The sequence below is a fragment of the Citrobacter sp. Cpo030 genome (assembly GCF_030333005.1).
Taxonomy (GTDB): Bacteria; Pseudomonadota; Gammaproteobacteria; order Enterobacterales; family Enterobacteriaceae; genus Citrobacter; species Citrobacter portucalensis.
The window spans coordinates 158,809-172,693 of record NZ_JAOWGT010000072.1 but is presented as its reverse complement, the minus strand read 5'-3'; the positions used below and the strand labels follow the sequence as shown (position 1 = coordinate 172,693).

The following is a 13,885-nucleotide window of genomic DNA, read 5'->3' as shown; positions in this document are numbered from 1 at the left end:
GAGCAGAAGAACTGCGTACGGATTATTTATTCTCTACTTTAGGAAGCGAGATCTGGTTGATGCCACCTTCATTCGTCACCTGCGTATAGCCCATTTCAGTCAACATATCCTTCGCTTGTCCCGATTGACGCCCGGAGTTGCAGTACAGCTTCACAGTGTCGTTCTTATCAGGAACTTCAGCTGCAATACGTGCCTTCATCTCTTTTAACGGAATATTGACGGCCCCCTGAATATGCTGCTGTTGATACTGTTCAGGAATGCGAACATCGATCCAATGTTCCGCAGCATAAACCGGCATGCCGATGACCAGAGCCAACGCTAATACACCTTTTTTCAACATAATATCTTCCTGACTGATAGTTGGATTTACCTCTACACTATACGCCAGTTCTTAAGAAAATATTGCGACCGCATTATCACCGTCTGCAGGCGCGGACGATTGTTCCTCAGGTTACCCATGCTGCAGTTAGCCTGTTGATTTTTCTACCCGCATTTGATGTTCCTACCCAACAATTAGGTGAGCAAAGCTGTAATTTATTATTTAATCTGATGGCAGGTGAGAAAGGATTACAGAATATCACTATAGGAACACAAATATTGCTGACCGACTTCCTGATATAAAACCTGGGTAGTAATGCCCTGCGAAATAGATTTTTTAGTTCACCTTCAATACCCGTGGTAACGACCCAAAAGAATTTTGACAGCCCCAAAATTATATTTGTGAGCTGCCGCAAATTAACTGAGGGAATGTTGATTAATTGTTGCTTGCTTTTGCTGATTCAAATATCAGGGTTGATTACCTGAATAACGTTTCGACAATTTTGCCGCAGCCCGACTCAACACCGGTTCCAGAACCAACGCCAGCAGCATTTTTAGCGGGCGTCGGGCGACGGACTTCACCGCCCACCCTGCTACACCCGCCGGGCCGTAGCGCAGCGCGGTCAGAAGCACCAGCTTACCTGCTATTTTAAAGCCCGGCTTAACCCTTTGCCCGGCACGTTGCCAGCAATTGTTCATTTCTGTCCTCACAATTGACGGAAGCGACTACGTAAGGAAAAAGTATCGGACGTCACATAACGCTCCATTTCACGTAAACGCTTTTCACTAGCCGCCAGCTCGCGATCGACGGCATCCAACAGCTCACCGCTTGATGGCTGCTGCTCGCCGGAAACCACATTATCCGGCATCGGATCCAACACAAACGTCAGCACGATGTAAGCGACGAAGGTAAAAAAGGCCAGGCCAAAAAAGACTGACAACACCACCAGGATCCGTACCAGCTTCACAGGCACATCGAGATAATGCGCAATACCTGCGCAAACCCCCTTCACCATGCCCTGCTGCGGAATACGCCACAGTTTTTTGTTCAGGTTAACGCCTCCCATTAGCGGTCCCTCCAGTTTGGGTGTTCTGCATCAAGGATGTCTTCCAGCGCCTGAATGCGCTCGCGCATCCGCTGTGCGTCATTATTGAGTTCGACCAGACGTTGCTGTTCACTTTGCGACAGTTCGCCGCGACTGGAACGGTTGCTGTAATGCAGCCAGAGCCAAATCGGTAAAACGAACAACACAAAGATGGTTAACGGGATGGCCAGAAATAGCGCGCTCATGAGTACTCCTTACAGGTGATGAGCGGCGGCGCGTTCGGGCGCCGCCAGATGTTATTATTGCTTGTCTTGCTGCATTTTGGCTTTAAGTTGCGCCAGCTGCTCGCTGATTTCATCATCTGCTTTCAGGTCAGCAAATTGCTGATCCAGAGACTTCTGTTTACCGAAGTTATGGCTTTCAGCCTCGGCTTCCATCTGATCGATACGACGCTCGAAAGATTCAAAGCGCGCCATCGCTTCATCGAGTTTACCGCTGTCCAGTTGACGACGAACATCACGCGAAGAACTCGCTGCCTGATGACGCAGCATCAACGCCTGCTGACGAGCACGGGTTTCACTGAGTTTATTTTCCAACTCACCGATCTCTTTTTTCATACGCGCCAGCGTATCGTCAACCAGCGTCACCTCATGCTCCAGAGAGGCAATTAAATCGGTCAGTTTCTGCTTTTCAATTAACGCAGAACGCGCCAAATCTTCTTTCTCTTTACGCAGCGCAAGTTCTGCTTTTTCTTGCCACTCTGCCTGTTGGGCACTGGCCTGTTCGATACGGCGAGATAATTGTTTCTTTTCTGCCAGCGCACGCGCTGAGTTAGAACGTACCTCAACCAGCGTGTCTTCCATTTCCTGGATCATCAACCGCACCAGTTTCTGCGGATCTTCAGCCTTTTCCAGCAACGCATTAATGTTGGCGTTCACGATGTCGGCAAAACGAGAAAAAATACCCATAATGTAATCCTCACTTACTGTTCTGATATCGGGCTATGCCCTGCTGTTTTCATTATGCACTTGGCGTGCCAACTTTTTATGTAATTGATTTTATTGTAATTATATAATTTTACCTGCCAGGCTAATTAGCGTAAATTGGTGAATAACACTAACAAATGGTGAATTTCATCATGGCTGGATACAAAGATAATCTTCTGGGTGAAGCGAACAGCTTTATTGAAGTGCTGGAGCAGGTTTCTCATCTGGCACCGCTGGATAAACCTGTACTGGTTATAGGTGAGCGCGGGACCGGGAAAGAACTTATTGCCAACCGCCTGCACTACCTCTCCACCCGCTGGCAAGGCCCGTTTATTTCGCTTAACTGCGCGGCGCTAAACGAAAATTTGCTTGATTCCGAACTGTTTGGTCACGAAGCGGGCGCCTTTACCGGCGCGCAAAAACGCCATCCGGGACGTTTCGAACGCGCCGACGGCGGTACGCTGTTTCTCGATGAACTGGCAACTGCCCCGATGTTGGTACAGGAAAAATTGCTGCGCGTTATCGAATATGGCGAGCTTGAGCGCGTAGGTGGTAGCCAACCATTACAGGTTAACGTACGACTTGTTTGTGCAACCAATGCCGACTTACCTCGCATGGTTAGCGAAGGCACTTTCCGCGCGGACCTGCTGGATCGCCTGGCCTTTGACGTGGTGCAACTCCCACCGTTACGCGAGCGTCAAAGTGACATTATGTTAATGGCCGAACATTTTGCCATTCAGATGTGCCGCGAGATCGGGTTACCTCTGTTTCCGGGTTTTAGTGCCGAGGCCAGAGAAACGCTTCTCCACTACCGTTGGCCGGGCAATATTCGTGAACTGAAAAACGTCGTGGAGCGATCCGTTTACCGGCATGGAACCAGTGATTACCCGCTGGATGAGATAATCATTGACCCCTTCCGCCGCCACACTACGCAGCCGCAGGCGCCGGAAACTAAACCGATGTCTGTAGGGTTACCGCTGGATCTGCGTGAATTCCAGCAGCAGCAAGAGAAAGACTTTCTACAAACCAGCTTACAGCAGGCAAAATTTAACCAGAAAAAAGCCGCTGAATTACTGGGTCTGACTTACCATCAGCTTCGCGCTTTGCTGAAAAAACACCAGATTTAAAGCACATTTGCAGATGTCATATTGGCGGATTTGACGCATAACCTCATCAGGGTTTACCATGACGCCATTACTGTACAAAAAAACAGGTACAAATATGGCTCTGGCACTCGTTGGCGAAAAAATTGACAGAAACCGTTTCACCGGTGAGAAAATTGAAAATAGTACATTTTTTAACTGTGATTTTTCAGGTGCCGACCTAAGTGGTACTGAATTTATCGGCTGTCAGTTCTATGATCGTGAAAGCCAGAAAGGGTGCAATTTTAGTCGTGCAATGCTGAAAGATGCCATTTTTAAAAGCTGTGATTTATCCATGGCGGATTTTCGCAATGCCAGTGCGCTGGGCATTGAAATTCGCCACTGCCGCGCACAAGGCGCAGATTTCCGCGGCGCAAGCTTTATGAATATGATCACTACACGCACCTGGTTTTGCAGCGCATATATCACTAACACAAATCTAAGCTACGCCAATTTTTCGAAAGTCGTGCTGGAAAAGTGTGAGCTGTGGGAAAACCGTTGGATGGGTGCCCAGGTACTGGGCGCGACGTTCAGTGGTTCAGATCTCTCCGGCGGCGAGTTTTCGACTTTCGACTGGCGAGCAGCAAACTTCACACATTGCGATCTGACCAATTCGGAGTTGGGTGACTTAGATATTCGGGGCGTTGATTTACAAGGCGTTAAGTTGGACAACTACCAGGCATCGTTGCTCATGGAACGTCTTGGCATCGCGATTATTGGCTAGTCTTCAGGGAGCGGTGAATATTCCGCCCCCTGCACTGCTTTTTACCCCTCAGGCATCGCTGAAGAGTGGTGTGTGGAAATTTTCCACTCTTTACCGTCCCATGCATAAGTGAATGTGTAGCGGGCTGAAACCGTTGATTTGTCCGCGAAGGTAAATGTGTAGGTACCGGTGTCTATCGCCTTATTACACCCCAGGCGAATGGTACGCATGTCAATTTTCCCGGTCGGCTTTTTCGCAAGAAAATGCTCGAAATAATCAACACGCTCAGCGTCCGTTAAACGCGCTTTATTGGATACAGTAGGCAGCAATACCGCATCGCTAAGATAATTTTCAGATACCGTCTGCGCGTTACCTGTTTTCAATGACTCGTTCCACTTATCAAATAGCGCTTCGATTTGCGCTTTATTCACCTTCACACAGTCTGGAGTCGACGCAGCAAAAACGGCTCCAGGCAATAGGGCAAGTGAAACAACAAGGCTCAGTAATTTATTCATACAATTCATTCCATTAGAGGTTATATGGCAACAGAAAACCGTTCATAACCAGGATCAAAGCCAAAATGCATTTAATAACCAATGGAAATCATCACCATAAATGGGTGAGAAGATTAAGATGCCATGAAGAAAAAATGGAATTAACATATTGAAATAATTATAGATACTTTAGCTATTACAACTCACATAACGTGTACTACTTCCTGAATGATTATAGTTCAGCATTGATAGTGACACTCTAAATGCTCGCTCCACACTTCGTTATCGATGCCATACTCCATCTTCCGAGTACACACTGATATCAATCAGTAAACAACGACAGGAACGCCCCCACGTTTATAGCAAGTCAGATGGGCCATGAAAATGCTAAGATAGTTAACAGAGTAGATTCAAAGTAGATAGCAGGTATGAATTTTGACCATGTCGCGGTGTTGAACTCGCGCTTATCGAGCCTGTTACTCCCAAAAACAAACGGTAATGGCAAATGTCATTAAGTATTAGTAAGATAGCCTCTTTATATAATCCATTAAAATTATGCGCCTGGTTTTATCATCTCTGATCGTGATGGCTGGATTTCTGAGTGGTCAGGCTGCTGCTGCGCCTGAGCAAGCTCCGCACGCTGATATCCGTGACAGTGGGTTTGTCTATTGCGTCAGCGGGCAGGTCAATACGTTCAACCCACAAAAAACAAGCAGCGGTCTCATCGTCGACACGTTAGCGGCCCAATTGTATGACCGACTGCTTGATGTAGATCCCTACACCTATCGGCTGGTACCTGAGCTGGCTGAAAGCTGGGAAGTGCTGGATAACGGCGCAACCTACCGTTTCCATCTGCGTCGTGACGTTCAGTTTCAGAAGACTGCCTGGTTCACCCCCACCCGCAAACTAAATGCGGACGATGTGGTGTTTACCTTCGAGCGCATCTTTGATCGCCACCATCCGTGGCACAATGTGAACGGTAGCAGTTTCCCCTACTTCGACAGCCTGCAGTTTGCCGATAACGTCCAAAGCGTGCGCAAACTGGACAACAACACCGTTGAATTCCGCTTAACGCAACCGGATGCCTCCTTTATGTGGCACCTTGCCACACACTATGCCTCGGTAATGTCGGCCGAATATGCCGCTAATCTGGCAAAACAGGATCGCCAGGAGTTGCTCGACAGACAACCCGTCGGCACAGGCCCGTACCAGCTTTCGGAGAATCGTGCCGGCCAATATATTCGGTTGCAGCGACATGAAAAATTCTGGCGTGGTACCCCCCTGATGCCGCAGGTCGTAGTGGATCTCGGCTCTGGTGGAACCGGACGCTTATCGAAATTACTCACTGGCGAGTGCGACGTCCTGGCCTGGCCTGCCGCCAGCCAGCTCAGCATATTGCGTGATGACCCTCGCCTGCGCCTGACGCTGCGCCCGGGGATGAACATTGCCTATCTGGCGTTCAACACCAATAAACCGCCGTTGAATAACCCTGCCGTGCGGCATGCGCTGGCGCTGGCCATTAACAACCAGCGCTTAATGCAGTCTATCTACTACGGGACGGCAGAAACCGCGGCATCTATTTTGCCTCGCGCCTCGTGGGCTTATGATAACGAAGCTAAAATTACAGAATACAACCCGGCAAAATCGCGCGAGCAGCTAAAAGCGCTGGGGCTGGAGAATCTGACATTACAACTTTGGGTCCCTACCAGCTCTCAGGCCTGGAACCCCAGTCCGCTGAAAACCGCCGAGTTGATTCAGGCAGATATGGCTCAGGTGGGTGTGAAAGTGAAGATCATCCCTGTAGAAGGTCGTTTTCAGGAGGCGAGATTAATGGATATGAACCATGATCTGACGTTATCCGGCTGGGCGACGGACAGTAACGATCCTGACAGTTTTTTCCGGCCGTTGCTCAGCTGTGCCGCCATCAATTCGCAGACCAACTTTGCCCACTGGTGTAATCCGCAGTTTGACAGCATTCTGCGCAAGGCCCTCTCTTCGCAGCAGCTTTCATCGCGAATAGATGCCTATGACGAAGCGCAAAATATTCTTGCACAAGAGTTACCTATTCTGCCGTTGGCCTCTTCACTGCGTCTACAGGCTTATCGCTACGACATCAAAGGATTGGTGCTCAGTCCATTCGGTAATGCCTCTTTTGCCGGCGTGTCCAGGGAAAAGAAAGATGAGGTGAAAAAACCATGATTATCTTCACCTTGCGTCGATTTTTATTGCTACTGGTAACCCTGTTCTTCCTGACCTTTATTGGCTTCAGCCTGAGCTACTTCACGCCTCATGCGCCGTTGCAGGGTGCATCGCTGTGGAACGCCTGGGTATTCTGGTTCAATGGTCTCATCCACTGGGATTTCGGCGTATCCAGTATTAACGGTCAGTTGATCTCAGAGCAGCTGAAAGAGGTGTTCCCGGCCACAATGGAACTGTGCATTCTTGCCTTTGGTTTTGCACTAATGGTTGGGATCCCCGTTGGTATGCTGGCCGGTATCACGCGGAACAAATGGCAGGACCGTTGCATCAGCGCATTGGCTCTGATGGGGTTTTCTATCCCCGTTTTTTGGCTGGCGCTGCTGCTAACATTGCTCTTCTCACTGACCCTCGGCTGGTTACCCGTTTCCGGGCGTTTTGATCTTCTCTACGAGGTGAAACCTGTTACCGGTTTTGCCATTATTGATGCGTGGATCTCCGACTCGCCCTGGCGCGATGAAATGCTGGTCAGCGCTATCCGTCATATGGTGCTCCCGGTGCTGACGCTCTCCGTTGCGCCCACCACCGAAGTCATCCGCCTGATGCGTATCAGCACCATTGAGGTCTTTGACCAGAACTACGTCAAAGCGGCGGCCACACGCGGTTTGTCACGATTAACGATTCTGCGTCGTCACGTCCTGCACAACGCCCTTCCGCCGGTGATCCCGCGTCTGGGCTTACAGTTTTCCACCATGTTGACGCTGGCGATGATCACCGAGATGGTCTTTAGCTGGCCAGGTCTTGGCCGTTGGCTGATTAACGCGATTCGCCAGCAGGATTACGCGGCGATTTCAGCGGGCGTGATGGTGATTGGTTCCCTGGTTATCATCGTTAACGTCATCTCTGATATTTTGGGTGCTATGGCTAACCCTCTGAAACATAAGGAATGGTATGCCTTACGATAGCGTCTATAGCGAAAAACGCCCGCCGGGTACGTTGCGCACCGCATGGCGCAATTTCTATGGTGATGCGACTGCGATGATCGGCCTGTACGGCTGTGCGGGACTGGCTATTCTGTGTATTTTTGGTGGTTGGTTTGCCCCTTACGGCATCGATCAGCAATTTCTCGGCTATCAGCTTTTACCGCCGTCATGGTCGCGCTATGGCGAAGTCTCATTCTTCCTCGGGACTGACGATCTGGGACGTGACGTTTTAAGTCGTCTGCTCAGCGGCGCGGCCCCGACCGTTGGCGGCGCGTTTGTCGTTACTCTTGCCGCCACGCTGTGTGGCCTGGTATTGGGCGTAGTTGCCGGTGCGACGCACGGATTGCGCTCTGCGGTGCTGAACCACATTCTGGACACCCTACTGTCGATCCCTTCTCTGCTGCTGGCGATTATTGTGGTGGCCTTTGCCGGGCCGCATCTGACACACGCCATGTTTGCCGTCTGGCTGGCGCTGCTGCCGCGCATGGTGCGCTCCGTTTACAGCATGGTGCATGACGAGCTGGAGAAAGAGTACGTCATTGCCGCTCGCCTGGACGGTGCAACCACACTGAATATTCTGTGGTTCGCCGTTCTGCCCAATATCACCGCTGGCCTTATTACTGAAATCACCCGCGCACTGTCGATGGCGATTCTGGATATCGCCGCGCTGGGTTTTCTCGACCTTGGCGCACAGCTGCCGTCCCCGGAATGGGGAGCCATGCTCGGCGACGCGCTGGAGCTGATTTATGTCGCACCTTGGACGGTGATGCTGCCAGGCGCGGCAATTATGATAAGCGTGTTGCTGGTTAACCTACTGGGTGACGGCGTACGCCGCGCAATTATTGCGGGGGTGGAGTAATGCCATTACTGGATATCCGCAACCTAACCATTGAATTCAGGACCGGTGACGACTGGGTAAAGGCTGTTGATCGTGTCAGCATGACATTGAATGAGGGTGAAATCCGCGGGCTCGTCGGCGAATCTGGCTCCGGCAAGAGTCTGATCGCTAAGGCCATTTGCGGTGTCGCTAAAGATAACTGGCGCGTAACCGCAGACCGTATGCGTTTTGATGATATCGATCTGCTACGCCTTTCGGCGCGTGAACGACGCAAACTGGTCGGTCATAACGTCTCCATGATCTTTCAGGAGCCGCAGTCATGTCTCGATCCGTCCGAGCGTATCGGACGTCAACTGATGCAAAATATTCCGGCATGGACCTACAAAGGTCGCTGGTGGCAGCGCATCGGTTGGCGCAAACGCCGTGCGATTGAACTCTTGCACCGCGTCGGGATAAAAGACCATAAAGACGCCATGCGCAGCTTTCCATATGAGCTGACCGATGGCGAATGCCAGAAGGTCATGATCGCTATCGCATTAGCGAATCAGCCGCGTTTGCTGATTGCCGATGAACCAACGAACGCGATGGAGCCAACCACCCAGGCGCAAATTTTCCGTCTGCTAACCCGTCTGAATCAAAACAGCAATACCACCATTTTGTTGATAAGCCATGACCTGCAAATGCTCAGCCAGTGGGCTGACAAAATCAACGTGATGTACTGCGGACAAACGGTCGAAACCGCGCCAAGTAAAGATTTGGTCACCATTCCACATCATCCTTATACTCAAGCGTTGATTCGCGCTATTCCTGATTTTGGTAGCGCAATGCCGCACAAAAGCCGCCTGAATACCATGCCAGGAGCTATTCCATTGCTGGAACAATTACCCATCGGCTGTCGTCTGGGGCCACGCTGCCCTTATGCACAACGCGAATGTATTGAAACCCCAAGACTGACCGGAGCAAAGAATCATCTCTACGCCTGTCATTTCCCGCTGAACATGGAGAGAGAGTGAGATGGTAGAAACCCTGCTCGAAGTTCGTAATCTGAGCAAAACCTTTCGCTACCGGACAGGTTTATTTCGCCGCCAGACCGTTGAGGCCGTTAAGCCCCTGAGTTTCACCCTGCGCGAACGTCAGACGCTCGCCGTCATTGGTGAAAACGGCTCGGGGAAATCTACGCTGGCAAAAATGTTGGCGGGTATGATTGAACCCACCAGCGGTGAGCTGCTGATTGACGATCATCCGTTAAAATATGGCGATTATTCATTTCGTAGTCAGCGGATCCGTATGATTTTCCAGGATCCGTCAACATCGCTTAATCCTCGGCAACGTATCTCGCAGATCCTCGATTTTCCGCTACGTCTGAATACCGACCTCGAGCCTGAGCAGCGTCGTAAACAGATCGTGGAGACCATGCGCATGGTCGGATTGCTGCCCGATCACGTAAGCTATTACCCACATATGTTGGCCCCAGGGCAAAAACAGCGTCTGGGCCTTGCCCGCGCGCTCATTTTACGCCCCAAAGTCATTATCGCCGACGAAGCCCTGGCCTCTCTGGACATGTCGATGCGTTCGCAGCTCATCAATCTGATGCTGGAATTGCAGGAAAAACAGGGGATTTCGTATATCTATGTGACCCAACATATTGGCATGATGAAGCACATCAGCGATCAGGTATTAGTCATGCATCAGGGCGAAGTGGTAGAACGCGGCAGTACAGCGGATGTTCTGGCGTCCCCTCTTCATGAGCTTACCCGCCGCCTGATTGCAGGTCATTTCGGCGAAGCGCTTACCGCTGATGCCTGGCGAAAAGATCGTTAACAAACGGCTGCCCTCCTCAACCGGGGGGCATTCTGCCATCAGTGACACAATGTGGGTAAGAGCAGCGTATCAACCTCGGTAAACACGACTGACGGGTAAAGGGCACCACCTTGCATTGCCCAGACACCTGCGGTACTGGCCTCGTCGATAAGTCGTACTGTTTCTACTCCCTTCACCACAACACGGTCGCAATATTCCCTGATATTTTTGATCAGCACCGGGAACATCGGTTTTTCTACCTGTTCCAGGAAGAAACCGCGATCCAGTTTCACAACGTCAAAATGACCGCAAACCAGCGGACTGGCCCCTACGCTGCCGGAGCCAAGATCGCCCAACCACAATGCGTTTGGGCCGTCGCGAAGTGAATTAATCAGCAGATTATTCAGGCACATGGTATTCGACAGAAAACGTTCTGAAAGTTCCAGTGCAATAAATGGTAGAGCATGTAAGGCCGACTTGATGGCTGGATCACCAATCGCCAGCAGTGCCATTTCGTCAATGAGGTTCAGGGTGCAAATAAGGCTGTTGTGCTCAAACCAGTCACGCTTTTCGGCAATTAATCGAATTTGCTCGAGCATGAAATTACGCTTTTGTTCGCTATCCCACGCTGAAATGATGAAATCTGGATGCAACGGGTGAACCGTATCTGAAGTAAACCGGGCGTTAATCTCCACACCCAGTAATTTATCTGTTGTGTCTCTCATCGGTTCCGCGATGAAATGATAGTGCATAAGACCACTCCAATTGATCATAACATCCTGATAATGCACTTCTAATCACAATCAATCAATAATATCGATCAATGATTCGATATTGATCGATAAAAACAATATATCATAACAAGCTGAATATTGTCACATTTATTGTTTTAAGAAAGTTCCTACCTTGCTATGTTTATTAACATCAGCTAGCAATGAAATAATACCATTTCAATGCCTTTGAAACCTCGTATTTTCTCTGATTCACCGACGTTAGATGCCTGAACGAAGCACAAGCGGAGGGGGATGATATACTCCTCACATGTAATGACGTGACAGGTCACGTGAGGCGGATAACCATTCTCCAGGGAAAAAGCGTGGGATATAATTTCAGGCCAATTTCGAGTGTGTTTAATGCGTCAATCATAACTCATTGATTGATATAAGATAAGTGTTAGCCAAAAGGATTAAAGCCATGGGTTTTTTATCAGGTAAGCGCATTCTGGTGACAGGCCTTGCCAGTAAATTGTCTATCGCATGGGGAATCGCTCAGGCGATGCATCGCGAAGGTGCCGAACTGGCGTTCACCTACCAGAACGACAAGCTGAAAGGTCGTGTGGAAGAATTTGCAGCGCAATTAGGCTCCAACATTGTTTTGCAGTGTGATGTGGCTGAAGATGCCAGCATTGACGCCATGTTTGCTGAACTGAGCAAAGCCTGGCCGAAATTCGACGGTTTCGTACATTCCATCGGCTTCGCACCTGCTGACCAACTGGATGGCGATTATGTGAACGCAGTTACCCGCGAAGGATTTAAAATTGCGCATGACATTAGCGCTTATAGCTTTGTTGCGATGGCAAAAGCATGTCGTTCCATGCTAAACCCTGGCTCTGCGCTACTGACGTTGTCCTATCTGGGCGCAGAGCGTGCAATCCCTAACTATAACGTGATGGGCCTGGCGAAAGCCTCATTGGAAGCAAACGTCCGTTATATGGCTAACGCAATGGGGCCTGAAGGCGTACGCGTAAACGCAATTTCCGCAGGTCCAATCCGCACCCTCGCCGCTTCCGGTATCAAAGATTTCCGTAAAATGCTGGCCCATTGCGAAGCTGTTACGCCGATTCGCCGCACTGTTACCATTGAAGATGTGGGCAACTCTGCGGCATTCCTGTGTTCCGATCTTTCTGCCGGTATCTCTGGTGAAGTCGTACACGTTGACGGTGGTTTCAGCATCGCTGCAATGAATGAACTAGAACTGAAATAATCTTCCACTGTTCTCTGGGCGGCCCGCTGTCGCCCATGATGCTCGTTTTTAATTCCCCTCGACCCTGTCCCATATATGCTTTTCTGATATTTATTATCACGTAACAATCTTTCATCCCCTCTTCTGCTTACGTCAGGATATTGCAGCGCAAACGATCCGGCGAGTGGTATGACGACGTGTCCGGGTCGCCACTTTTTAGACCAAGGACCGCCCATGGAACAACGCCGAATTGAAGGCAAAAGCCACTGGTATCATGAGACGCAATCCAGCATGTATCCACAAGATGTTCTGCCGCTGGTGCCGGAAGCCGCTCATGTCGACGACTGCTTTTTACTGGATCTGGCGATATCTGATGACGCCCTTTTACCTTTTCAATCCTGGTTAATCCCTGCCCGTAAACTTGCCCAGATTCTCTTCCCGACCCACGTAAACCAGAGTCAGATGCACACATTCAGCGCCTATGAACGGATGAGTACGGCGTTAACCGTCGCTCAGGTATATGGCGTCCAGCGATTATGTAATCACTATGCCGCGCGTCTAACACCGCTTCCTGGGCCGGACTCCTCGCGGGAAAGTAACCATCGACTGGCGCAAATCACCCAATATGCTCGTCAACTTGCCAGCTCTCCTGCCGTGATAGGCGCGCGCGATCGCCAGCATCTGGATGCTGTCGGGCTAACCACCAGCGATAGCATTCTGATGAATCAAATTATCGGATTCGTCGGTTTTCAGGCGCGGGCCGTGGCCCTGTTTCAGGCCTGGTGTGGACATCCGGTGCGCCGAATTCCGGGTCTCGATATACAACAATTCGCTCACGCTGCGCCATTTAATGCAACAAACACAACCTGGCACGCTGCGCCATTCCCAATAGAAAAACATCTTAATCATGATGAGTCGATAGACAGACGTTATCCCGAGGAACTGCAAGCGTTACTGCCATTGCTGATACATTCCCCCGTCATTTTGGATTTACTCGGGTCGCTCATTTCCAGCACGCAACGTAGCGGGATACCGGTACAGGCATTTTCATTGGCGACGCTGACGACTTCACGGATTAATGGCAGCGTTTCCTGTTTTAATGAACATGCGTATTCAGCTCATGAATTAACCGAGGCCATTACCGTTCTTCGTCAGGATGAACGTGAATTACAACGTTGGGAACAACGACATCCGGTTGAGCGCGTTACCCTACAGGCGGTACAATGGCTGACCCGGGCGCCCGACCGCTTTAGCACCGCACTGTTAACGCCTTTGTTCGATCAGGGAATCTCTTCAGAGCAGGCCATTAACCTGCTAGCCTGGAGTGGATTGTGCGGATGGTTGAATCGCTTGAAAATCGCGCTGGGCGACACTGATTAACCGATCCACTTACTGAAAGAGCGCTTGCTGCCACTGG

Annotated in this window: 16 protein-coding genes and 1 pseudogene; 10 read left to right on the top strand and 7 right to left on the bottom strand. The window is 50.3% G+C overall.

All coding sequences use genetic code 11. The features are described 5' to 3' along the window. Positions 1 to 22: 22 nt before the first annotated feature. Positions 23 to 340 (bottom strand): thiosulfate sulfurtransferase PspE, encoded by a 318-nt coding sequence (pspE, locus tag OGY37_RS18230; RefSeq protein ID WP_004201265.1) that lies wholly within the window; start codon positions 338 to 340, stop codon positions 23 to 25. 155 nt (positions 341 to 495) lie between these two features. On the opposite strand from pspE, the pseudogene OGY37_RS18225 reads away from it, so the two are divergent. Beyond that, positions 496 to 621, top strand: a pseudogene (locus OGY37_RS18225) (LacI family DNA-binding transcriptional regulator); the annotation flags it as partial. A gap of 165 nt (positions 622 to 786) precedes the next feature. On the opposite strand, the gene pspD reads toward OGY37_RS18225, so the two are convergent. The 4 genes from pspD to pspA are packed head-to-tail and all read right to left on the bottom strand — an operon-like array spanning position 787 to position 2,332. Continuing rightward, positions 787 to 1,017, bottom strand: a complete 231-nt coding sequence (pspD, locus tag OGY37_RS18220; RefSeq protein WP_286621464.1) for a phage shock protein PspD — start codon at positions 1,015 to 1,017, stop codon at positions 787 to 789. An 8-nt stretch (positions 1,018 to 1,025) separates the two neighbouring features. After that, the gene (gene pspC / locus OGY37_RS18215; RefSeq protein ID WP_003020497.1) at positions 1,026 to 1,385 is read right to left on the bottom strand and encodes an envelope stress response membrane protein PspC; all 360 of its coding nucleotides are present in this window, start codon (positions 1,383 to 1,385) and stop codon (positions 1,026 to 1,028) included. After that, entirely contained in the window at positions 1,385 to 1,609 is a 225-nt protein-coding gene (gene pspB / locus OGY37_RS18210; RefSeq protein ID WP_079937363.1) for an envelope stress response membrane protein PspB, read from the bottom strand. Before pspB ends, pspC begins: the two co-directional genes overlap by 1 nt. A 54-nt stretch (positions 1,610 to 1,663) precedes the next feature. After that, complete coding sequence (pspA, locus tag OGY37_RS18205) at positions 1,664 to 2,332, bottom strand: phage shock protein PspA (RefSeq protein ID WP_003020532.1); 669 nt, start codon at positions 2,330 to 2,332, stop codon at positions 1,664 to 1,666. 155 nt (positions 2,333 to 2,487) lie between these two features. Between pspA and pspF the strand changes: the two genes are divergently transcribed. Beyond that, the gene (gene pspF, locus OGY37_RS18200; protein WP_161495982.1) at positions 2,488 to 3,477 is read left to right on the top strand and encodes a phage shock protein operon transcriptional activator; all 990 of its coding nucleotides are present in this window, start codon (positions 2,488 to 2,490) and stop codon (positions 3,475 to 3,477) included. A 94-nt stretch (positions 3,478 to 3,571) separates the two neighbouring features. Beyond that, a complete protein-coding gene (locus OGY37_RS18195; RefSeq protein ID WP_004201260.1) occupies positions 3,572 to 4,216 on the top strand; it encodes a quinolone resistance pentapeptide repeat protein QnrB9 in 645 nt (214 codons plus the stop codon). Positions 4,217 to 4,257: 41 nt separating this feature from the next. On the opposite strand, the gene OGY37_RS18190 is transcribed toward OGY37_RS18195, so the two are convergent. Then, on the bottom strand, positions 4,258 to 4,710 hold the full coding sequence (locus OGY37_RS18190) for an SgcJ/EcaC family oxidoreductase (RefSeq protein ID WP_003833285.1): 453 nt from the start codon (positions 4,708 to 4,710) through the stop codon (positions 4,258 to 4,260). Positions 4,711 to 5,244: 534 nt separating this feature from the next. On the opposite strand from OGY37_RS18190, the gene sapA reads away from it, so the two are divergent. The 5 genes from sapA to sapF are packed head-to-tail and all read left to right on the top strand — an operon-like array spanning position 5,245 to position 10,527. After that, positions 5,245 to 6,888 carry an ABC transporter substrate-binding protein SapA gene (gene sapA / locus OGY37_RS18185; protein ID WP_003833288.1) on the top strand — a complete coding sequence of 548 codons (1,644 nt, stop codon included), beginning with the start codon at positions 5,245 to 5,247 and terminating at the stop codon, positions 6,886 to 6,888. Beyond that, positions 6,885 to 7,850, top strand: coding sequence for a peptide ABC transporter permease SapB (sapB, locus tag OGY37_RS18180; RefSeq protein ID WP_003020545.1), 966 nt, complete (start codon positions 6,885 to 6,887; stop codon positions 7,848 to 7,850). The genes sapA and sapB overlap by 4 nt, the downstream gene beginning before the upstream one ends. Further along, the gene (sapC, locus tag OGY37_RS18175; RefSeq protein ID WP_003833291.1) at positions 7,837 to 8,727 is read left to right on the top strand and encodes a peptide ABC transporter permease SapC; all 891 of its coding nucleotides are present in this window, start codon (positions 7,837 to 7,839) and stop codon (positions 8,725 to 8,727) included. The genes sapB and sapC overlap by 14 nt, the downstream gene beginning before the upstream one ends. Then, positions 8,727 to 9,719 (top strand): peptide ABC transporter ATP-binding protein SapD, encoded by a 993-nt coding sequence (gene sapD / locus OGY37_RS18170; protein ID WP_003020556.1) that lies wholly within the window; start codon positions 8,727 to 8,729, stop codon positions 9,717 to 9,719. Before sapC ends, sapD begins: the two co-directional genes overlap by 1 nt. A gap of 1 nt (position 9,720) precedes the next feature. Further along, positions 9,721 to 10,527 carry a peptide ABC transporter ATP-binding protein SapF gene (gene sapF, locus OGY37_RS18165; protein ID WP_003020558.1) on the top strand — a complete coding sequence of 269 codons (807 nt, stop codon included), beginning with the start codon at positions 9,721 to 9,723 and terminating at the stop codon, positions 10,525 to 10,527. A 38-nt stretch (positions 10,528 to 10,565) separates the two neighbouring features. Here sapF and OGY37_RS18160 read toward each other — a convergent pair whose 3' ends face one another. After that, positions 10,566 to 11,258, bottom strand: coding sequence for an EAL domain-containing protein (locus tag OGY37_RS18160; protein ID WP_148361916.1), 693 nt, complete (start codon positions 11,256 to 11,258; stop codon positions 10,566 to 10,568). Positions 11,259 to 11,700: 442 nt separating this feature from the next. Between OGY37_RS18160 and fabI the strand changes: the two genes are divergently transcribed. Together fabI and OGY37_RS18150 are read left to right on the top strand one after the other, a co-directional pair. After that, positions 11,701 to 12,489, top strand: coding sequence for an enoyl-ACP reductase FabI (gene fabI / locus OGY37_RS18155; RefSeq protein WP_020996373.1), 789 nt, complete (start codon positions 11,701 to 11,703; stop codon positions 12,487 to 12,489). A gap of 213 nt (positions 12,490 to 12,702) precedes the next feature. Next, positions 12,703 to 13,848 carry a CMD domain-containing protein gene (locus OGY37_RS18150; protein ID WP_149384854.1) on the top strand — a complete coding sequence of 382 codons (1,146 nt, stop codon included), beginning with the start codon at positions 12,703 to 12,705 and terminating at the stop codon, positions 13,846 to 13,848. Positions 13,849 to 13,885: the final 37 nt, after the last annotated feature.